This is a genomic window from Geodermatophilus sp. FMUSA9-8 (genome assembly GCF_037034165.1).
GTDB classification, from domain to species: domain Bacteria; phylum Actinomycetota; class Actinomycetes; order Mycobacteriales; family Geodermatophilaceae; genus Geodermatophilus; species Geodermatophilus nigrescens.
This window is the reverse complement of the sequence record NZ_JBAGKE010000005.1, coordinates 169,528-189,484: the sequence shown is the minus strand read 5'-3', so window position 1 is coordinate 189,484 and position 19,957 is coordinate 169,528. Positions and strand designations below refer to the sequence as shown.

20 protein-coding genes and 1 pseudogene are annotated in these 19,957 nt (G+C 77.8%); 13 read left to right on the top strand and 8 right to left on the bottom strand.

From position 1 onward, the window contains the following. Positions 1–7: 7 nt before the first annotated feature. The 3 genes from def to cobM are packed head-to-tail and all read left to right on the top strand — an operon-like array spanning position 8 to position 2,522. A complete protein-coding gene (gene def, locus WA616_RS12615; protein ID WP_073418249.1) occupies positions 8–565 on the top strand; it encodes a peptide deformylase in 558 nt (185 codons plus the stop codon). Then, positions 562–1,785: a precorrin-6y C5,15-methyltransferase (decarboxylating) subunit CbiE gene (gene cbiE / locus WA616_RS12610; RefSeq protein WP_336030272.1), complete on the top strand. Its 1,224-nt coding sequence runs from the start codon at positions 562–564 to the stop codon at positions 1,783–1,785. Before def ends, cbiE begins: the two co-directional genes overlap by 4 nt. Beyond that, positions 1,782–2,522, top strand: coding sequence for a precorrin-4 C(11)-methyltransferase (gene cobM, locus WA616_RS12605; RefSeq protein WP_336030270.1), 741 nt, complete (start codon positions 1,782–1,784; stop codon positions 2,520–2,522). The genes cbiE and cobM overlap by 4 nt, the downstream gene beginning before the upstream one ends. Here the strand turns inward: cobM and WA616_RS12600 are convergent. After that, on the bottom strand, positions 2,519–3,601 hold the full coding sequence (locus WA616_RS12600) for a cobalt-precorrin-5B (C(1))-methyltransferase (RefSeq protein WP_336030268.1): 1,083 nt from the start codon (positions 3,599–3,601) through the stop codon (positions 2,519–2,521). The two genes, cobM and WA616_RS12600, sit on opposite strands and share 4 nt — an antisense overlap. 103 nt (positions 3,602–3,704) lie before the next feature. Here WA616_RS12600 and WA616_RS12595 point away from each other — a divergent pair, with 103 nt between their 5' ends. Genes WA616_RS12595 through WA616_RS12580 form a run of 4 tightly spaced genes read left to right on the top strand, consistent with a single transcriptional unit; the run spans position 3,705 to position 6,036 of the window. Beyond that, entirely contained in the window at positions 3,705–4,481 is a 777-nt protein-coding gene (locus tag WA616_RS12595; RefSeq protein ID WP_336030267.1) for a cobalt-precorrin-6A reductase, read from the top strand. Then, positions 4,478–4,960 carry an FBP domain-containing protein gene (locus WA616_RS12590; protein ID WP_336030492.1) on the top strand — a complete coding sequence of 161 codons (483 nt, stop codon included), beginning with the start codon at positions 4,478–4,480 and terminating at the stop codon, positions 4,958–4,960. Before WA616_RS12595 ends, WA616_RS12590 begins: the two co-directional genes overlap by 4 nt. Before the next feature lie 42 nt (positions 4,961–5,002). Continuing rightward, positions 5,003–5,641 carry a LysE family translocator gene (locus WA616_RS12585; protein WP_336030266.1) on the top strand — a complete coding sequence of 213 codons (639 nt, stop codon included), beginning with the start codon at positions 5,003–5,005 and terminating at the stop codon, positions 5,639–5,641. Positions 5,642–5,676: 35 nt separating this feature from the next. Beyond that, positions 5,677–6,036, top strand: a complete 360-nt coding sequence (locus WA616_RS12580; RefSeq protein ID WP_336030265.1) for a VOC family protein — start codon at positions 5,677–5,679, stop codon at positions 6,034–6,036. A 50-nt stretch (positions 6,037–6,086) separates the two neighbouring features. Here the strand turns inward: WA616_RS12580 and WA616_RS12575 are convergent, their stop codons facing one another. After that, entirely contained in the window at positions 6,087–6,554 is a 468-nt protein-coding gene (locus WA616_RS12575; protein ID WP_336030264.1) for a VOC family protein, read from the bottom strand. Positions 6,555–6,657: 103 nt separating this feature from the next. On the opposite strand from WA616_RS12575, the gene WA616_RS12570 reads away from it, so the two are divergent. The 5 genes from WA616_RS12570 to WA616_RS12550 are packed head-to-tail and all read left to right on the top strand — an operon-like array spanning position 6,658 to position 12,302. Then, positions 6,658–7,641, top strand: coding sequence for a helix-turn-helix transcriptional regulator (locus WA616_RS12570; protein ID WP_336030262.1), 984 nt, complete (start codon positions 6,658–6,660; stop codon positions 7,639–7,641). Between the two features lie 21 nt (positions 7,642–7,662). Next, positions 7,663–8,325, top strand: a complete 663-nt coding sequence (locus WA616_RS12565; RefSeq protein WP_073418265.1) for an HAD hydrolase-like protein — start codon at positions 7,663–7,665, stop codon at positions 8,323–8,325. A 29-nt stretch (positions 8,326–8,354) separates the two neighbouring features. Continuing rightward, on the top strand, positions 8,355–10,052 hold the full coding sequence (locus tag WA616_RS12560; protein ID WP_336030260.1) for an ABC transporter: 1,698 nt from the start codon (positions 8,355–8,357) through the stop codon (positions 10,050–10,052). Further along, a complete protein-coding gene (locus tag WA616_RS12555; RefSeq protein ID WP_336030258.1) occupies positions 10,049–11,647 on the top strand; it encodes a GTPase in 1,599 nt (532 codons plus the stop codon). Before WA616_RS12560 ends, WA616_RS12555 begins: the two co-directional genes overlap by 4 nt. A 37-nt stretch (positions 11,648–11,684) precedes the next feature. Beyond that, positions 11,685–12,302 carry a flavodoxin family protein gene (locus tag WA616_RS12550; RefSeq protein WP_336030256.1) on the top strand — a complete coding sequence of 206 codons (618 nt, stop codon included), beginning with the start codon at positions 11,685–11,687 and terminating at the stop codon, positions 12,300–12,302. Between the two features lie 66 nt (positions 12,303–12,368). Here the strand turns inward: WA616_RS12550 and WA616_RS12545 are convergent, their stop codons facing one another. From WA616_RS12545 to WA616_RS12535, 3 genes are read right to left on the bottom strand one after another with little or no spacing between them, the layout of a single operon-like run. Then, positions 12,369–13,595, bottom strand: coding sequence for an MFS transporter (locus WA616_RS12545; RefSeq protein WP_336030253.1), 1,227 nt, complete (start codon positions 13,593–13,595; stop codon positions 12,369–12,371). 38 nt (positions 13,596–13,633) lie between these two features. Next, positions 13,634–15,130, bottom strand: coding sequence for a precorrin-2 C(20)-methyltransferase (locus tag WA616_RS12540; RefSeq protein WP_336030251.1), 1,497 nt, complete (start codon positions 15,128–15,130; stop codon positions 13,634–13,636). Next, a complete protein-coding gene (locus WA616_RS12535) occupies positions 15,127–15,747 on the bottom strand; it encodes a precorrin-8X methylmutase (RefSeq protein WP_073418277.1) in 621 nt (206 codons plus the stop codon). Before WA616_RS12535 ends, WA616_RS12540 begins: the two co-directional genes overlap by 4 nt. A 44-nt stretch (positions 15,748–15,791) precedes the next feature. Between WA616_RS12535 and WA616_RS12530 the strand changes: the two genes are divergently transcribed. Then, a complete protein-coding gene (locus WA616_RS12530) occupies positions 15,792–16,970 on the top strand; it encodes a glucose-1-phosphate adenylyltransferase family protein (RefSeq protein WP_336030249.1) in 1,179 nt (392 codons plus the stop codon). A gap of 28 nt (positions 16,971–16,998) precedes the next feature. Here WA616_RS12530 and cobG read toward each other — a convergent pair whose 3' ends face one another. From cobG to WA616_RS12515, 3 genes and pseudogenes are all read right to left on the bottom strand, one after another. Continuing rightward, a complete protein-coding gene (cobG, locus tag WA616_RS12525; RefSeq protein WP_336030247.1) occupies positions 16,999–18,156 on the bottom strand; it encodes a precorrin-3B synthase in 1,158 nt (385 codons plus the stop codon). A 13-nt stretch (positions 18,157–18,169) separates the two neighbouring features. Further along, a pseudogene (locus tag WA616_RS12520) lies at positions 18,170–19,111 on the bottom strand (pyridoxal-phosphate dependent enzyme). A gap of 57 nt (positions 19,112–19,168) precedes the next feature. Further along, entirely contained in the window at positions 19,169–19,897 is a 729-nt protein-coding gene (locus WA616_RS12515) for a DUF4383 domain-containing protein (RefSeq protein WP_336030245.1), read from the bottom strand. Positions 19,898–19,957: the final 60 nt, after the last annotated feature.

Below are 19,957 nucleotides of genomic sequence, written 5' to 3'. Positions count from 1 at the left end.
CGCGGCCATGCGCCTGCCCGGCCGTTACGACGGCGTCGCCCGGCCGATCGTCACCTACGGCAGCAACGAGGTGCTGCACCGCCCGACCGTCCCGGTCACCGGGTTCGACGAGCGGCTGCGCCGGCTCGTGCTCGACATGTTCGCCTCGATGCGCGAGGCCGACGGCGTGGGCCTGGCGGCCAACCAGATCGGCGTCGACGCGCGGGTCTTCGTGATCGACTGCCCGGACGCCGCGGGCGAGGACGTCGTCGGGTACGTGGTCAACCCGGAGCTCACGGTCCTGCCCCCGGCCGACGGCGAGCCGGCCGAGGAGGTCACCGAGGAGGGCTGTCTGTCGGTGCCCGGCCCCTACGCCGAGCTCGCCCGCGCCTTCCGCGCCCGGGTCGACGGCGTCGACGTGAAGGGGAAGCCGGTCACCATCGAGGCCACCGGCATGGCCGCGCGGTGCCTGCAGCACGAGGTCGACCACCTCGACGGCGTCGTCTACGTCGACCGGCTGCCCGAGGACCTGCGCGAGCGGCTGCTGGCCGAGGCGGCCGGGCCCGAGGGGGAGCTGCCGGCGTGAGCGAGACCGTGCCCACCGCGCCGGTCGTCGTCGTCGGCATCGGCGCCGACGGCTGGGACGGGCTCGCCCCCACCTCCCGTGCGGAGGTCGAGCGCGCCGAGGTGCTGCTCGGCAGCGCCCGGCAGCTGGACCTGGTGCCGGAGGAGGTCGCCGCCGAGCGGGTGCCCTGGCCCTCGCCGCTCACCGAGGCGCTGCCCGGGCTGGTCGAGGAGCACGCCGGCCGGGCGGTCGTCGTGCTGGCCAGCGGCGACCCGATGCTCTCGGGCATCGGCACCACGCTGACCCGGCTTCTCGGCGCCGAGCGGGTGCGGGTCCTGCCGGCGCCGTCGTCCGTGTCGCTGGCCTGCGCCCGGCTGGGCTGGGCGGTGGAGGACACCGAGGTGGTCAGCCTGGTCGGGCGGCCGCTGGAGCTGCTGCACCCGCACGTGCAGCCCGGGCGGCGGCTGCTGGTGCTCGGGTCCGACGGCGAGACGCCCGCGCAGGTGGCCGCGCTGCTGGCCGGCCGCGGCTACGGGCAGAGCCTGGTCACGGTGCTCGGCGGGCTCGGCGGCCCCGACGAGGAGGTGCGCACCGGCACCGCGGCCACCTGGTCGCAGCCGGCGCCGGCGCTCGTCGTCACCGCCGTCGAGTGCCGGGCCGACCGCGGCACCATGCCGCTGCCCACCACGCCCGGCCTGCCCGACGGCGCCTACGAGTCCGACGGGCAGCTCACCCGGGCCGAGGTGCGCGCGGTGACGCTGTCGCGGCTGGCCGCGGTGCCCGGGCAGCTGCTGTGGGACGTCGGCGCCGGGTCGGGGTCGATCGGCATCGAGTGGATGCGCGCGCACCCCACCTCCCGCGCGGTCGCCGTCGAGGCCTCCGAGGAGCGCGCCGAGCGGATCGCGCGCAACGCCGCGCGCCTCGGCGTCCCCTACCTGCGGGTGGTGCACGGCCACGCGCCGGAGGTGCTCACCCGGCTCGGTGCGCCCGACGCGGTGTTCATCGGCGGCGGGCTGACGACGCCGCTGCTGGTGGAGACGTGCTGGGACGCGCTCCCGCCGGGCGGGCGGATGGTGGCCAACGCCGTCACGGTGGAGAGCGAGGCGGTGCTCGCGCAGTGGCACGCGAAGGTCGGCGGCGACCTGGTGCGCGTGGAGGTCTCGCGCGCCGAGCCGGTCGGCTCGTTCACCGGCTGGAAGCCGGCGATGCCCGTGACGATCTGGTCGGTGACCCGCTGGTGACGGTCTTCTTCATCGGGGCGGGGCCCGGCGCGGCCGACCTGGTCACCCTCCGGGCGGCGCGGATCATCGCGCGCGCCCCCGTGTGCCTCTACGCCGGCGCGCTGGTGCCCCGCGAGCTGCTCGACTCCGCCCCGCCCGGCGCCCGGCTGGTCGACACCGCCGACCTGGACCTCGACCGGATCACCGCCGAGCTGGTCGCCGCGCACGAGGCCGGCCACGACGTCGCCCGGCTGCACTCCGGTGACCCGTCGGTCTACAGCGCCATGGCCGAGCAGATGCGCCGGCTCGACGCCGCGGGCGTCCCCTACGACGTCGTCCCCGGCGTGCCCGCCTTCGCCGCCGCGGCCGCGTCGCTCAAACGGGAGCTGACCGTGCCCGGCGTCGGGCAGACCGTCGTCCTCACCCGCACCAGTGCCCGCTCGACGCCGATGCCGCCGGGGGAGGAGCTCGCCGCCTACGCCGCCACCGGCGCCACGCTCGTGCTGCACCTGGCCGTGCAGCGGATGGCCGAGCTCGCGCCGCTGCTGGCGGAGCACTACGGGGCCGACGGCCCGGTCGCCGTCGTCGCCCGGGCCAGCCGCGACGACGAGCTCGTGCTGCGCGGCACGCTCGCCGACATCGCCGCGCAGGTCGAGGCGGCGGGGGTCCGGCGGACGGCGGTCGTCGTCGTCGGCCCGGTGCTCACCGCGGGGGAGTTCCCCGACAGCCACCTCTACTCGACGACGAGATGCCGCTAGCCGCGCCCGACCACCGCGCCCGCACGGTCGATCACCACGACGTCGACCGCGACGGGCGCCCCGCGCAGCACCCCCAGTGCCGTCTCCCGGGCGCCGGCGGCCACCAGGTCGCCCAGCGGCAGCCCGGCAGCCTGGCACTGCCGCAGCGCGTCGAGCGCGGTGTTCGCCCCGCGCACGCCCGCGACCAGCTGCGGCGAGCCGCCCGCGGCGGCCACCCGCGCGGCGAGGGAGTCGAAGGACACCTGCGAGCGGCCGGAGTGCAGGTCGAGGTGGCCGTCGGCGAGCTTGGCCAGCTTCCCGATGCCGCCGGCCACGGTCAGCCGCGGCACCGGGTGGCGGCGCAGGTACTTGAGCACGGCGCCCGCGAAGTCGCCCATGTCGAGCAGCGCGTCCTCGGGCAGGCCGTGGAGCTCCTGCACCGTCCTCTCGCTGGTGGAGCCGGTGCACCCGGCCACGTGCTCCCGCCCGGCGGCCCGGGCGACGTCGATGCCGCGGCGGATCGAGTCGATCCACGAGGAGCAGGAGTACGGGACGACGACGCCGGTCGTGCCGAGCACCGACAGCCCGCCGAGGATGCCCAGCCGCGGGTTCCACGTCCTCCGCGCGAGCTCCGCGCCGTTCTCGATGGACACCTCGACGACGACGTCGCCGCTGCCGCCGTGCCGCGCCGCCACCGCCGCGACGTGCTCGCCCATGAACTGCCGCGGCATCGGGTTGATCGCGGGCTCGCCGACCGCCAGCGGCAGCCCGGGCTTGGTCACCGTGCCCACGCCCTCGCCGGCCCGGAACACCACCCCGCTGCCCGGCTCGCCGTGGGTCACCCGCACGCTCACCAGCGCGCCGTGGGTGACGTCGGGGTCGTCGCCGGCGTCCTTGACGATCCCGGCGGTGGCCGCCCCGGGCTCCAGCGACTCGCGGGCCAGCGCGAAGGCCGGGTGCCGGCCGCCCGGCAGGTCGATGGTCACCGGGTCGGGGAACTCGCCGGTGAGCAGCGCGGTGTAGGCCGCGGTGGTGGCCGCCGTCGCGCACGCGCCGGTGGTCCAGCCGTGCCGCAGCCCGGAGGCGCCGTCCCTGCTCACCGCCCCATGATCCCCGGGCGGGCAGCATGAGCGGACAGGGGCGTGAGCATCGCAGCGAGGAACGAGCGAGGAGCGGAGCGCCCCGCGGGAGCGGGAAGGCATCGTGAGCGGGCAGGTGCTGGTGCTCGGCGGCACGGGGGAGGCCCGGCGGCTGGCCGCGGCGCTGGTGGCCGGCGGCGTCGACGTCCTGTCCAGCCTCGCCGGGCGGGTGGCCGACCCGGTGCTGCCCGAGGGCGACGTGCGGGTGGGCGGGTTCGGCGGCGCCGACGGGCTGGCCGACTGGCTGGCCACCCACCGGCCGCGCGCCGTCGTCGACGCCACCCACCCGTTCGCCGCCCGCATCACCGCCTCCGCGGCGGCCGCCGCGGCCCGCTCCGGCACCCCGCTGCTCCGGCTGCAGCGCCCGGGCTGGACGCCGGGACCGGGGGACCGCTGGACGTACGTCGACTCGCTGGCCGACGCCGCCGCGGCGGTCTCCGGCGCCGGCACCGTGTTCCTCACCACCGGGCGGCAGGGCGTCGGCGCCTTCGCGGCGCTGCCCGGCCGGGTGCTCGTGCGCGCCGTCGACCCGCCCGGCGAGCCGCTGCCGGCCGGCGCGGTGCTGCTGCTGGCGCGCGGCCCGTTCACCGAGGACGAGGAGACGGCACTCATGCGGGAGCACGGCGTCGACGTCGTCGTCACCAAGGACTCCGGCGGGTCGATGACCGAGGCCAAGCTGGCCGCGGCGCGCCGGCTCGGGCTGCCCGTGGTGCTGGTCCGCCGCCCGCCGCTGCCCCGGGGCGTGGCGGTGGCGGCCACCGTCGAGGAGGCGGCGGGGTGGGTAAATGCGTTGAGACCGGCCGGTGCCGGAACGCAGGATGGTCCCTCGTGGAACCGATGACCGAGCAGCAGGTGCGGCGCTCCTTCGTGAACTGCTCGAAGGGCGAGGCGAACTCCGCCACGCTGCCGCGCGACCTCGGCGACCTGCCGTGGGACACCCTCGACGTGCTCGGCTGGCGCGACCCGAAGGCGCCGCTGCGCGGCTACCTCGTCGTCCAGCGGGAGGGCCGGCCGGTGGGCATCGCGCTGCGCGCCGCGGAGTCGCGGATGTCGGCCCGCCGGACGGTCATGTGCCTGCTGTGCCGCTCGACGCAGCCCGGCGACGCCGTCTCGCTGTTCACCGCCCGCCGCGCCGGGGAGGCCGGCCGCAACGGCAACACCGTGGGCACCTACGTCTGCGCCGACCTGGGCTGCGCCGCCCGCGTCCGCAGCGACATCCCGCCGTGGCTGCGCGAGCGCGACCCGGTCGAGGTGGGCGAGGAGCTCGCCGCCGAGCTGCGCTCCCGGGTGGAGGAGTTCCTCGCCGCCGTGCTCCGGTAAAGCGGTCGAGCGCCGGCCCCGGCCGGTGCCACCATCCGCGGCGTGGAGTCGATCGCGGAGCCGGCGTTCCTGCTGGCCGTCCTGCTGATCGCCGCGTCCCCGGGGCCGGCGGTGGCGCTGATCCTGCGCCGCGCCGCGGTCGGCGGGTTCCGCGCCGCCGTCCCGACGGTCCTCGGCCTGGAGGCCGGCCTCTACGCCTGGGCGCTGCTGGCCGCGGCCGGGGTCGCGGGCCTCGTGGCCGCCTCCGAGGCCGCGTTCTGGGTGCTCAAGGGCGTCGGCGCCGTCGTCCTGGTCTGGCTCGGGGTGCAGGCGCTGCGCGCGGCCTGGCGGGAGCACCGAGCGGGCCGGGCGGCGGCCGGTGCCGCCCCGGGGCCGCGCCGCGGCGGGTGGGCCGCGTTCGGCGAGGGCGTGCTGGTGCAGCTGGCCAACCCGAAGGCGGCCGTCTTCATGGTCGCCTTCTACCCGCAGTTCGTCCCCGCCGACCGGCCGCTGTTCGCCACCACGGCGCTGCTGGCGCTGGTGCAGGTGGCGCTGGAGACCGTCCTGTACCTGTCGCTGGCGGCCGGGGTCGCGCGGGCCGGGGCGTGGTTCCGGCGGCCGCGGGTGCGCACCTGGCTCGAGGGCGTGAGCGGCACGGTGCTCGTGGCGCTGGGGCTGCGCGTCGCCGTCTCGAGCCGCTGACCGGTCCTGTCGGCACCGCCGGGCAGGCTGCCGCCATGACCGGCACGCAGCGGCACCACGCCATCGACTACGTCGAGCTCCCCGTGACCGACCTGGCCGCCGCCGAGCGCTTCTACGGCGAGGCGTTCGGCTGGCGGACCACCTCCTACGGCCCGGCGTACTCGGGCATCCGCGGGGAGGGCGACACCGAGGTCGGCGGCCTGCGGCTGGCCGACGGGACCGCCCCCGGCGGCCCGCTGGTGCTGCTGTTCTCGGCCGACCTCGACGCCTCCGCCGAGGCCGTGACCCGCGCCGGCGGCCGGGTCGTGGAGGGCCCCTACGCCTTCCCCGGCGGGCGGCGGTTCACCTTCGCGGACCCGGCGGGCAACGTGCTGGGCGTGTGGGCCACCTCCTGAGCCCTTCCCGGGCGGGCGGCCGGTTCCGCGGCCGGCCGCCCCGGGGACGGTCAGCCGGCGTACGGGGCGGCCACGTCGAGGATCCAGGTGACGCCGAACCGGTCGGTGAGCATGCCCGACGCCGGCGCCCACGCCGACGGGCCGTAGGCCTCGACCACGGCGGCGCCGACGACCAGCCGGTCCCACAGCGCCTGCACCTCCTCGACCGTCCCGCCGCGGACGGAGAGGAAGAAGGGCTCGTCGGTGAGCGTCGTGCCGTTCTCCCGCCGCGCGCGGGGGGCCGCGGTCCCCGGCGCGGCCGGCTGCCGGCCCGGGACGTCGTAGGCCATGACGGAGAAGCCGTCCGCGCCCACGACCTGGCCGAAGACGAGGAGGTCCGCGCCGGGCAGGTCCCGCGGCATGCCGGCGTCGCCGTAGGTGACGGCGACGACCTGACCGCCGAACACGGACGCGTAGAAGTCCAGCGCCGCGCGGGCCTGGCCGGAGAAGTTGAGGTGGGCGACTGTCTGCACGGTCACGGGTGCTCCTGGTCTCGGTGCCGCCGGCGTCTCCGGCGACGTGCACTACTCTGTCGGCGGTACAGGTCAGGGAGCGGCCGGTTCTGCGGGCAGGATGGACGGCGTGCCGACGACCTCCGCCCCCGCCGCCTCCGGGCGCCTGCTCGCCCTGCTGTCGCTCCTGCAGGCGCGCCGCGACTGGCCCGGACCGGTGCTGCGCGAGCGGCTGGGGGTCAGCGAGCGCACCCTGCGCCGCGACGTCGACCGGCTGCGGGAGCTCGGCTACCCCGTGCGGGCGGTCCGCGGGCCCGACGGCGGCTACCGGCTCGACGCCGGGTCGCGGCTGCCGCCCCTGCTGTTCGACGACGAGCAGGCGGTCGCGCTGGCCGTGGCGCTGCGGGCCGCCGTCGTCAGCGGGGCCGCGGTCGGGGAGGCAGCGGTCCGGGCGCTGGCCACGCTCGGGCAGGTGCTGCCCGCGCGGCTGCGCGGCCGGGTGGAGGGCTTCGAGGCGACGGTCGTCGCCCGCGCCGACGCGCCCGCCGACCCCCAGGTCCTCCTGGCGATCAGCGCCGCCGTCCGCGCCCGGGAGGAGCTCCGCTTCGACCATGCCACCCCCGGTGGGACCCCCGACGACCAGCCGCGCCCGCCCCGTCAGGTGCAGCCGCACGCCCTGGTCGCGCGCGCCGGCCGCTGGTACCTCGTCGCCTGGGATCCCGGCCGCGGCGACTGGCGGGCGTTCCGCGCCGACCGCATCCGCCTGCGCACGCCGAACGGGCCCCGGTTCGTGCCCCGGGAGGTCCCCGGCGGCGACGCCGGCGCGTGGCTGTCGGCCCGCCTCAGGGGCTCCGCCGGGCCCGACGCCTGGGCGTGCCGCGGCGAGGTGCTGCTGGACCTCCCGGCCGCCGAGGTCGTCCCGTTCGTGGGCGACGGCACGGTCGAGCCGGCCGGGGAGGACCGCTGCCGGGTGCGCCTGGGCTCGTGGTCGTGGACGGGTCTCGCCGCGTCGCTCGCGCGGTTCGACGCCGACGTCGAGGTGGTCGGCCCGCCGGAACTGCGCGACGCCTTCGCCACCCTGGCCGCCCGCGCGGCCCGCGCCGCGGGCGGGTGAGCCGCGGGGGACCATCCCGGGGTGCAGCCCGCCGCGACCCCGCTCGTCCTGTTCGACCTCGACGGCACCCTCGTCGACTCCACGCCCGGCATCTGGGACTCGGTCCGGGTCGCGGCCGCGGGGCTGGGCCTTCCGGAGCCGACGCCCGCGCAACTGCGCGCGATGGTCGGCCCGCCGCTGCAGGACGGCTTCGCCACGGTGTTCGGCCTGCGCGGCGCCGACGTCGACCGCGCCGTGACGGCGTACCGGGCGCACTACTCGGCCGGCGCGCTGCTCGACGTCGCGGTGTACGACGGCGTCCCGGGCCTGCTGCGCGACCTGCGCGCGGGCGGCGCGGTGCTCGCCGTCGCCACCAGCAAGCCGCAGCCCTTCGCCGTCCGGGTGCTGTCGCACGTCGGGCTGCTGCGCGCGTTCGCGAGCGTGCACGGCGCCACCCTCGACGGCGCGGTCCGGCACAAGGACCAGGTGGTCGCCGCGGCGCTGGCCGCCCATCCCGCCGCCCGTCCCGTGGCGCTGGTCGGCGACCGCGAGCACGACGTCCTCGGCGCGGCCGCGCACGGGCTGCCGTGCGTGGGCGCCGGGTGGGGACCGGGCGGCCCGGCGGAGCTGACCGCCGCGGGCGCGGCCGCCGTCGCCGCCCTCCCGGGGGACGTCCCGGCCGCGCTGGCCGCCCTCGACGGGTAGCCGGCCCCCCGCCGGGCTACGTATCGGACGTGACCGGACCCGTACTGCTGACCGACGCGCTCCAGGAGGTGCGCGACGCGGTCGCCGCCGCGCCCCTGGAGCTGGCCACGCCGGGCCGGGAGACGACGGCGCGCACGGCGCGGGCGGTGGTCGACCAGGTCGACGACTACCTGCTGCCGCGGCTGCGCGACCTCGACGCGCCACTGCTCGCCGTCGTCGGCGGGTCCACCGGCGCGGGCAAGTCCACGCTGGTCAACAGCGTGCTCGGCGCCCGGGTGACCGTCCCCGGCGTGCTGCGCCCGACCACCCGCGCCCCCGTGCTGGTCTGCTCACCGGCCGACGTCGCGGCGTTCTCCGGCGACCGCGTGCTGCCCGGGCTGCCGCGCACCACCGGCGAGGGCGACGTCAGCGGCGGGATCCGGCTGGTGCCGAGCGACGCGCTGCCCGCCGGGCTGGCGCTCATCGACGCGCCCGACGTCGACTCGGTGGTGGAGGCCAACCGCGACCTCGCCGGCCAGCTGCTGTCCGCCGCCGACCTGTGGGTGTTCGTGACGACGGCGGCCCGCTACGCCGACGCCGTCCCGTGGGACCTGCTGCGCACGGCGCAGGAGCGGGGCACCGCGCTGGCCGTCGTCCTGGACCGCACGCCGCCGGAGGCGGTGACCGAGGTGGCCGCCGACCTCGCCGGGATGCTGCAGCGCGGCGGGCTCGGGACGGCGCGGCTGTTCGTGGTGGAGGAGCGGCCGCTACGCGACGGGTTCCTGCCCGAGGACCAGGTGGCGCCGCTGCGCGACTGGCTGCGCGGGCTGGCCGCCGACCAGGAGCAGCGCGCCGCCGTCGTCCGGCAGACGCTGGCCGGCGCCCTGGAGAGCCTCGACGGGCGGGTGGCCGCGGTCGCCGCCGGCGTCGACGAGCAGGCCGGGGCCGCCGCGGCGCTGGCCGACGCCGCCGACGCCGCCTACGACGGCGCGCGCGACGCGGTGGGGGAGGGTGTGGGCAACGGCAGCCTGCTGCGCGGCGAGGTGCTGGCCCGCTGGCAGGACTTCGTGGGCACCGGCGAGTGGATGCGCTCGCTGCAGAACCGGGTGGGCCGGCTGCGCGACCGGCTGGGCGCCGCGCTCACCGGCCGGCCGTCGACGGCGGACTCGCTGTCGGGCGCGCTGGAGTCCGGCGTCGAGACGCTGCTGCGGGCGGAGGCCGACCGGGCCGCCGAGCGCACCGTCACCGCGTGGCGTTCGCTGCCCGGCGGCGGGGCGCTGGTGGCCGGCCACGAGGAGGCGCTGGGGTCGGCCTCGCCGGACCTCGCGCCGGCCGCCGCCGAGGAGGTCCGCGACTGGCAGGGGTACGTGCTGGAGCTGGTTCGGGAGCAGGGCGCGGGCAAGCGCTCGCAGGCGCGGCTGCTGTCCTGGGGGATCAACGGCGCCGGCGCGGTGGTCATGGTCGCCGTCTTCGCCTCGACGGCGGGGCTGTCGGGCGCCGAGCTGGCCATCGCCGGCGGGACGACGGCGGTCGGGCAGCGGGTGCTCGAGGCGGTGTTCGGCGACGCCGCGGTGCGGGAGCTGGCCGCCCGCGCCCGCGAGGACCTCGACGCCCGCGCCGACCGGCTGCTGCGCGGCGAGCAGGACCGCTTCGACGAGCTGCTGGCGCCGGTGTCCGGCGCCCCGGACGCGGCAGAGCGGCTGCGCGCCGCCGTCGCCGCGCTGGCCGCCGCGCGGAGGACGGCGTGAGGGCGCGCGAGCTGGCGCTGCCCGACCGGCTGGCGGCGCTGCGCGAGGCGGTCGAGGTCGCCGAGGGGCGGCTGGAGGTGCCGGAGGTGGGCACCGCGCGGGCACTGCTGGCGAAGGCCGGGGCCCGCGAGGCGCTGGGCGACGCCACCGTCGTCGCCCTGGCCGGGGCCACCGGCAGCGGCAAGTCCACGCTGTTCAACGCGCTGTCCGGGGCGCAGGTGAGCACCCCGGGCGTGCGGCGGCCGACCACCGGCGTCGCGCACGCCAGCGTGTGGGGGGAGCCCTCCTCCGACGCGCACGGCGCGGACCGGCTGCTCGACTGGCTGGAGGTCCCGCGGCGGCACCGCGTGGCCGACCCCGACCCGGCGCTGGACGGCATGGTGCTGCTCGACCTGCCCGACCACGACAGCGTGCGGCTGGAGAACCGCCTGGAGGTCGACCGGCTGGTGCAGCTCGTCGACGTCCTCGTGTGGGTGCTCGACCCGCAGAAGTACGCCGACGACGCCGTGCACACCCGCTACCTCGCGCCGCTGGCCGGGCACTCCGGCGTGCTGCTGGTGGTGCTCAACCAGGTCGACCGGCTCGACGAGGCGGCCGCGGCCGCCTGCCTGGCCGACCTGCGCCGGCTGCTCGACGAGGAGGGCCTCGCCGGGGTGCCGGTGCTCCCCACGGCCGCGCCGAGCGGCCTGGGGCTGCCCCAACTGCGCGCGGAGCTCGCCCGCCGGGTGTCGGCGCGGAAGGCGGCCACCGACCGCCTCACCGCCGACGCGCGGGCGGCCGCGGGCGCGCTCGCCGCGCACTGCACCCCCGACGCCGGGCGCGACCGCGGGCCGGGCCGGGCGGCCCGCGAGGAACTCACGGGCGCGCTGGCCGACGCCGCGGGCGTGCCGGCCGTGGTGGCCGCCGTCGAGCGGTCGGCCCGGCGCAGCGGGACCGCGCACACCGGCTGGCCGCTGCTGCGGTGGACCCGCAAGCTGCGCGCCGACCCGCTCGACCGGCTGCACCTCGGCGACGAGCGGGCCCGGACGTCGCTGCCGCAGGCCGGCGCGGTGCAGCGGGCCGGCATGGACGCCGCCCTCCGGCAGGCCCGCGACGACGCCGGCCGCGGGCTGCCCCCGGCCTGGCGCGACGAGCTGCGCCGCACCTCCGACGACACCGGCGGGCGGCTGCCCGACCGGCTCGACCGCGCCGTCGCCGGCACGGACCTCGGTTCCGACCGGGTGCCGCTGTGGCAGCGCGGGGTGGGCGGCCTGCAGTGGCTGCTCGCGCTCGTCGCGCTGGCCGGCGCGCTCTGGCTGGTCGGCCTCGTCGTCCTGGGGCTGCTGCAACTCGACGACGTCGTCCCGCTGCCCCGGGTGCAGGGCATCCCGCTGCCCACGCTGCTGCTGGGTCTCGGCCTGCTCGCCGGGCTGCTGCTGGCGCTGGTGTGCCGGCCGCTGGTGGCCGCGGGTGCCCGCAGGCGGGCGCGCACGGCACGGCGCCGGCTCACCGCCCGGGTGGCCGAAGTGGCCGACGAAGAGGTGCTGGCACCGCTGGCCGAGACCCGCGCCGAGCACGAGCGGTTCTGCGCCGCGGTCGGTCGCGCACGATCCTGATGTGTGACACCTGCCCGCGTCTGGGCAGGTGGGGAGCATGACCGAGTCCGCGTCCCCCCGTGCCCTGGCCCTGATCTGCAGCCTCAAGCCGTCCCCCGCCCCGTCGTCCAGCGAGCTCATGGCCCGCCAGGTCCTCGACGCGCTCGGGGAGCACGGCTTCACCTCCGACGTCGTCCGGGTCGTCGACCACGACGTGAAGCCCGGCGTGGAGGTGGACATGGGGGAGGGCGACGCCTGGCCCGCCATCCGCGAGCGGATGATGGCCGCCGACGTCCTGGTGGTCTCGACGCCGACCTGGGTCGGCCACATGAGCAGCGTCGCCCAGCGGGTGCTCGAGCGCCTCGACGGCGAGCTGTCGGAGACCGACGACTCGGGCCGGCCGCTGGTCACCGGCAAGGTCGCGGTGGCGTGCGTGGTGGGCAACGAGGATGGCGCCCACAAGATCACCGCGGACCTGTTCCAGGGCCTCAACGACATCGGCTTCACGATCCCGGCCCAGGGCGCCGTCTACTGGAACGACGAGGCGATGGGCAGCCGCGACTACAACGACCTCGAGGAGACCCCCGAGGCGGTCGCGTCGACGACGAGGACGCTCGCGGAGAACGCCGCCCACCTGGCGCGGGCGCTGAAGGCGCAGCCCTACCCGGGGCGCTGACAGCGTGCGCGGACGTGCACCTCTCGTGCACGGGACTGCACGTCCGCGCACACCGTCGCCCCGGCGTCAGGCGGCCAGCGGCTCCGACGGCTCGTCGGCGGGGGTCGCGGCGGGCGCGCGGCGGTGCGAGATCCGCAGCCCGAACGCGGCGCCCAGCGCCAGCACGATGACGACGGCGCCGTAGACCTCCGCGGTCGCCCGCAGGCCCACCGAGCCGGACACGATCCCCGCGACGATCGCCGGGATGCTGAAGGCCAGGTAGCCGACGACGAAGACGCTCGACAGCAGGCCCGCGCGGGAACCGGGCGCGACGCCCGCGGTCACCGTGGCCACCGCACCGAGGAACGCGGCGCCGAAGCCGAGGCCGGCGAGGCCCGACGCGACGAAGAACAGCCACAGCGCGCCGGTGGCCAGCGCGACGAGCAGGCCGCCGACCGCGACGGCGAACACCAGGCAGCCCCCGCCCATCGCCCGGCGCGGCGCGAGGTCGCGGGCCAGCACGCCGCCGACCGCGGCCGCGCCCTGCATGCAGAGGATGAGCAGGCTGCCGGCGAGGTGGCCGCTCGCGCCGAAGACGCCGGCGGTCAGCGACGGGCCGAGGGAGAGCACCAGCCCGCCCATCGCCCACAGCGCCACCAGGCAGGGCACCGCGACCGCGAAGGCCCGGCGCTGCGGGCGCGGCACCTCCACGCGCGGCCGCAGCGAGGCCAGCGCGCCGGGCACCCGCGGCGAGGTCTCCGGCAGCAGCCGGGCCAGGCCCGCGCCGAGCAGGAAGACCACGGTCAGCACCCCGAACACCCACGGCGTCGGCTCGGCCAGGCCCTCGATGGCGAGCCCCGCGCCCATCGCGCCCAGCGCCAGCCCGAGGCCGGGGGAGACGCTGTTGAGCAGGGCGCCCAGCGGCCGCGCCGAGGGCCGCTGCAGGTCCAGCAGGGTCGCGCCGAGCGCGCCGGTCAGCGCCCCGGTGGACAGCCCCTGCAGCGTGCGCGCCACCAGCAGCCACCCCACGCCGTCGGCGGCGAGGAACACCGCCATCGCGACGGCCTGCAGCAGCAGCCCGGCGGCGAGCACCGGCCGCCGTCCCACGTGGTCGGAGAGGCTGCCGACGACGAGCAGCGCGCCCAGCAGCGCGAACGCGTAGATGCCGAACACCAGCGTCAGCAGCCCGGCGCCGAAGCCGAACTCCTCCTGGTAGACCCGGTACAGCGGTGACGGGACGCCCGAGGCGGCCAGCACCACCACGAGCAGCCCGGCCACCGACCAGAAGGCGGCGGAGCGGGGGAGTCGGGGCACGACGGTTGCCAAGGCCATCGACCCGCCCGGCATTCCCGTCAGCCGGGGTAGCGGCGCGAGGTGAAGACCTGCCCGGACGGTGTCACCCGCGTCTGCGACGACCCGACGATCACCAGGCAGCGCATGTCGACCGTCTCCGGGTCGAGCTCGCCGAGCGTCGTCACGGTGACCCGCTCCTCCGGCCCGCCGACGTCGCGGCCGACGACCACCACGGTCTCCGGGTCGCGCACCTCGAGCAGCGTCTCGCGGGCCTTGCCGAGCTGGTCGGGGCGCGCCTTCGACCGCGGGTTGTAGACCGCGATCACCAGGTCGGCCGCGGCGGCCGCGCGCAGCCGGTCGAGGACGACGTCGAGGGGCTTGAGGACGTCCGAGAGGCTGATGACGGCGAAGTCGTGGCCCAGCGGCGCCCCCACGCGCGAGGCCACCGCCTGCGCGGCGGTCAGGCCGGGCAGCACGCGCACGCGGACGCCGGCGTGCTCGGGCTGCGAAGCCACCTCCAGCACCGCGGCGGCCATCGCGAACACCCCCGGGTCGCCGCTGGAGACCACCGCCACCCGGCGGCCGGCACGGGCCAGCTCGAGCGCGTGCGCGGCCCGCTGCGCCTCCACCCGGTTGTCGCTGGCGTGCCGCACCTGCCGCGGGTTGGCCGGCACGCGGTCCAGGTAGGGGCCGTAGCCGACCAGGTCGTCGGCCGCGGCCACCGCGTCGGCGGCCTCCGGCGTCGTCCACCCGCGCGCGCCCGGGCCCAGGCCCACCACGACGACCTCGCCGGCGCGGACGGCCTCCTCGTCCACCCGGGCGGGGGCGTTGCCCGGCCCGGTGAGCGGCGAGGGCAGCAGGGCCAGGGAGAAGTAGGGGACCGTCTCCGGGTCGACGTCGGCCAGCGGCAGGGTGCGCTGCCGGTCGGTGGTGGCCCGCTCCACGTAGAGCGCCCGGTCGAGCACGCCCGCGGCCTCGAACGCCTCGCGGACCTGGCCGAACGTGCGGCCGAGCTTCATCACCGCGGCGGAGTCGGTGGTGGCCAGCCACTCGGCCAGCTCGTCGGCGGGCAGCGTGCCGGGCAGCACGGTGAGCACCTCGTCGCGCTCGACCAGCGGCCGCCCGACGACGGCGGCGGCGCCGCTGACGCTGGTCACGCCGGGCACCACCTCGGTCGGGTACCGGTGCGCGAGCCGCTTGTGCATGTGCATGTAGGACCCGTAGAAGAACGGGTCGCCCTCGGCGAGCACGACGACGTCGCGGCCGGCGTCGAGGTGCGCGGCCAGCCGGGCGGCGGCGGCCTCGTAGAACTCGTCGATCGCGCCCTGGTAACCGCCGGGGTGGTCGGTGCCCTCGGTGGTCACCGGGTAGACCAGCAGCTCCTCGACCTGGCCCGCGCGCAGGTACGGCTCGGCGAGCGAGCGGGCCACCGAGCGGCCGTGCCGGGCGGCGTGGAACGCGACGACGTCGGCCGCGCCGATCAGCCGGGCCGCCTTGACGGTGACCAGCTCCGGGTCGCCGGGGCCGAGCCCGACGCCGTACAGGCGCCCGCTCACTCGACGTCGCTCGCGATCGCGTTGACCGCCGCGGCGGTCATGGCGCTGCCGCCGCGCCGGCCGCGGACGACGAGGAAGGGCAGGTCGGAGGCGGCCAGCGCCTCCTTGGACTCCGCCGCGCCGATGAAGCCGACCGGGACGCCGAGCACGGCGGCCGGGCGGGGCGCGCCCGCGGCGACCATCTCGAGCAGGTGGAACAGGGCGGTGGGGGCGTTGCCGATGGCCACGACGGCGCCGTCGAGCCGGTCGCGCCACAGCTCCAGCGCGGCCGCGGTGCGGGTGGTGCCGAGGTCGGCCGCCAGCGCCGGGACCCGCGGGTCGTTCAGCGTGCAGACGACGTCGTTGTCCTTCGGCAGCCGGCGACGGGTGACGCCGGAGGCCACCATCTGCGCGTCGCACAGCACCGGCGCGCCGGCGTCGAGCGCCGCGCGGGCGCCGGCCACCACGCCGTCGCTGGCGAGCACGTCGGCCACGAGGTCGACCTGGCCGCAGGCGTGGATCATGCGCACGACCACCCGGGCGAGGTCCTCGGGCAGGCCGGCGAGGTCGGCCTCGGCGCGGATGGTCGCGAACGACTGCCGGTAGATCTCGGCGCCGTCCTTCTCGTACTCGTACATCGGGCAGGAGGCTACGTCCCGGCCGGAACGGGTAGCGCGGGCGCATGGCCCTCCCCCGCCTGCTCGTCCTCGTCCTCGCCGGTGGCGCCGGCGGCCGGCTGCAGCTGCTCACCGAGCACCGCGCCAAGCCCGCCGTCCCGTTCGCCGGGGTCTACCGGCTCATCGACTTCCCGCTCAGCAACTGCGAGCACTCCGGCATCCCCGACGTGTGGGTGTCCATCCAGCAGCACCCGGCCTCGCTGGCCGACCACCTCGCCAACGGCCGGCCCTGGGACCTCGACCGCACCACCGGCGGGCTCATGACCCTCCCGCCGTTCCAGGGCACCGAGCGCGGCGGCTGGAACACCGGGACGGCGAACTCGCTGTGGCGGCAGGCCGACCTGGTCCGCCAGTTCGCGCCCGAGGCGCTCGTCGTCGTCAGCGCCGACGCCGTCTACCGGCTGGACTACCGCGAGGTCGCCGAGACCCACCTGCAGTCCGGAGCCGAGGTGACGATGGTGACCACCGAGGTCGAGGCCGACGACGCCCCGCGCTACGGGATCGTCGAGGTCGACGGCGAGCGCGTGACCGGCTACGCCTACAAGCCCGACGAGCCGGCCACCACCACCGCCACCAACGAGGTCTTCGTCTTCGACCCCGGGCCCACGCTCGACCGGCTCGAGCAGCTGCAGTCGGAGGTCGGCGAGGAGGGGCTGGAGGACCTCGGCACCCACCTGCTGCCCGCGCAGACCCGCGACGGCGGCGCGCGGGCGTACCCGCTGGGCGGCTACTGGCGCGACGTCGGCACGGTGGACTCGTACTGGTCGGCCCACCAGGAGTTCCTGTCCGACGAGCCGCCGCTCGACCTCGACGCCCCGCGCTGGCCGGTCCACACCCGCGGCGGGCGGCACAGCGCCGCGCGCGTGCTCGCCGACGGCCAGCTGGAGAACAGCCTGCTGTCCGGCGGCACCCGGGTCTCGGGCGACGTGCGCGGCTCGGTGCTCTCGCCGGGCGTGGTGGTGGAGGCCGGCGCGACCGTCGTCGACTCGGTGCTGCTGCCCGGCGCGCGGGTGCGCGCGGGTGCCACGGTGACGCGGTCGGTGGTCGACGACGGCGTCGTGGTGGGCCGCGGCGCCACGGTCGGCGGCGACGGCGACATCACGCTCGTCGGGCGCCGCGTCGAGGTGCCCGAGGGCGCGGAGGTCCCGGCGGGCGCCCGCTACCCCGATCCGGACGAGGACTGAGAGGGGGCCTGCGGAGCGCTGTCGGCCCTCAGCCGACGCGGTATCCCTCCGGGGTCGCGACGACGTCGAGCACCTCGCCGCGCGGGCGGCCGCAGCGCCGCTCGCAGCCCGCCCAGTGCACGCGGACGTCGCCGGGCACCGTCCCGGCGGCGACCGCGGCCGCGGCGTCGGCGCGCACGTCGGCCAGCGACCGCGCGCAGCCGGGCCGGCCGGCGCAGGCGGTCACCCGCGCCCACGGGCTCTCGGCGTCGAAGACCATCCCGGTGCGGAACAGGTCGACGGCGGCGTCGTCCACCCGGTCCTCCGCGAGGTCGGGGACGACGACGCTGCGCCACGGCGTCAGCTGCACCTCGCCGGTCAGCGACGAGAGCAGCTCCGCCTGCGCCGCCGACAGCAGGCCCAGCGGCACCGCGCCGACCAGCGCGGTGCGCCCGTCGGGCTGGGTCTCCGCGCCGACCGGCCCGCTCTCCGGCGCGGCGGGGACGGCGGCCGGCGCGACCCGCGGCCCGGGCAGCCGCGCGGCCACCCGCGCCGGGCCGTCGTCGAGCTCGGCCAGCCGCCACGCGGTGCCGCCCTGCGCCGCGCGCTCGGCGAGGAACGCGCGGGTGGCGTCGAGCAGCAGGCCGACGGCGTCGTCCGGGCCGGCGCGCAGGCCGCTGTCGGCGCCGTCGAGCAGAAGGGCGACGTCGCCGCCGGGCAGCGCCAGCAGGCCGACGTCGCCACCCAGGCCGCTGACGTCGCCGCGGCCGTCGTCGAGGGTGGCGAGGTACCGGCCGGGCAGCGCGGCGAGGGCGGGGTCGGCGCGCAGCCCCTCGTCGAGGGCGGCCACCCACGGCCGGGCGTCGAGCAGCCCGCCGGCGCGCCCGGTGAGCACGCTGGCCAGCACGTTGCGCACCCGCTCGTGCGTCTCGCTCGGCAGCAGGCCCGCGGCGGCGAGGGCCTCGCCCAGCCGGGGGACGCCGGCCGGCGCCAGGCCGCGCAGCTGCAGGTTGCCGCGGCTGGTCATCTCCAGCGCGCCGGTGCCCAGGTCGCGGGCGGCGGCGGCCAGGGCGCGCAGCTGCGCCGCGGTCAGCAGGCCGCCGGGGACGCGCACGCGGGCGAGCTCGCCGTCGGCCGCCGTATGCGTCTGGAGGGCGCCGGGGCAGGCGTCGGCGCGGGCGCGGGGGGTCGTCGTGGGGGTGGACATCGCGCCAGCGAGGCTACGACGGCGGGACCACCCCACCGGCCAGCTCGGCGGCGACCGGGTGCCCGAACAGCCCCGGCAGCCCGCCGGTGTGCACGAACACCGTGCGCTCCCCGGGGCGGATCGAGTCGTCGGCCACCGCAGCGGCGAGCCCGGCCAGCGCCTTGGCGGTGTAGACGGGGTCGAGCAGCAGGCCCTCGGTGCGGGCGGCGGTGCGCAGCGCCGTGACGGCGGCGTCGGTGCGGGCGCCGTAGCCGTCGCCCACCTGGTCCCGGCGCAGCCGCAGCCCCTCCGCGGACCCGCCGATCGCCGTCACCAGGCCGGCCACCCGCTCGGCGGGGTCGGGCACGGCGCCGGTGTCCACGCCGAGCACCCGGTCGGCGCCGAGCCCGGCGACCAGGCCGGCCATCGTGCCGCCCGACCCGACGGCCACCACCACGTGCCGGGCGCCGGGCGCCTACTCCTCGAGCTCGGCGGCGCAGGCGAGGTAGCCGCGGGCGCCGGTGGCCGACGAGCCCCCGAGCGGCAGGACGGCGGGCACCTCGCAGACGGCCCGCAGCTCCGCGGCCACCGCCGCGACCCGCTCCTCGACGGCGGCCGGGTCCGGCACCAGGACGACGCGGGCGCCGAGCGCGGCGTCGAGAGCGAGGTTGCCCGGGCGCTGCGCCGACGGCTCACCGCCCAGCACCAGCACGGCGCGCAGGCCGAGCCTCGCCGCGGCCGCGGCGGTCATCCGGGCGTGGTTGCTCTGGACGCCGCCCGAGGTGACCAGGACGGTCGCGCCGGCGGCGACCGCCTCGGCGGCGAGGTGCTCGAGCTTGCGCACCTTGTTGCCGCCGCCGAGGTCGGTCAGGTCGTCGCGCTTGACGACGAGGTCGCCGGGCGCGAGACCCAGCGCCGCGGACAGCCGCGGCGCCGGGTGCAGCGGGGTGGGCCAGGCGGAGAGGGGGACCGTCACGCGGGGATCGTGCCGGTCCCCGCGGGATCGGGCCTCGCGGGATCAGGCCTCGCGGGATCAGGCGTCGCGGCGGGCGCGGTCGAAGGACATCCAGACCTCGCGGCGCTCCTTGCGGGTCTGCACCTTGCTCATCGCGTCGACGCGGCGGCGCTGCTCGGAGGAGGCCACGTGCTGGACGACGGCGACCTCGGCCTCGCGCATGGCCCGCTCGGCGGCGAACTCGGCCGGCGTCGAGGGGTACTCGTCGGCCGAGACCGGCGGCACCTCGTCGTCGCGCTCGCGGGCGTAGGGGCTGTCGGGGGGCAGGTGGCCGCTGACCCGGCCGTAGGTGCCCACGAACAGCAGCACGAGGCCCGCGACGACGGAGAAGCCGACGTTGCTCAGGCCGAACGCCAGGAAGTTCAGCTCGGTGTTGAGCACGGCCAGGTTCGCCAGCGCCGACACCAGGAACAGCGCGCCGATGACGATCATCACCGTGGAGGCGGTGCGCGGGCTGCGGAAGGCGGAGAAGACCAGCACCGCGGCGGTGACCAGCGAGATCGTCGACAGCAGGCCGTTGGAGGACAGCCCCAGGACGCGCTCGCCGTCGGTGGAGAAGAAGTCCAGGCCGTTGGCGAGCCCGAGGACGCCGAACAGGGCGATGACCCCGGCGACGACGAACGCGCCGGTGCGGTGGACCACGAGGACGCGGTTCCCCGCTCCCCCCGGCTCGCGCGGTGGGGTCTGCGGGCGGGTGGCCGCCGGTGCGCGGTCGGCGGTCCGGTGGCGGTGCAGCGACAGGGCCATGGTCGTGCTCCCTCGGGACGGAGGTCTGCTGACACCGGTTGTTCCCAACTCGGTGGTGTC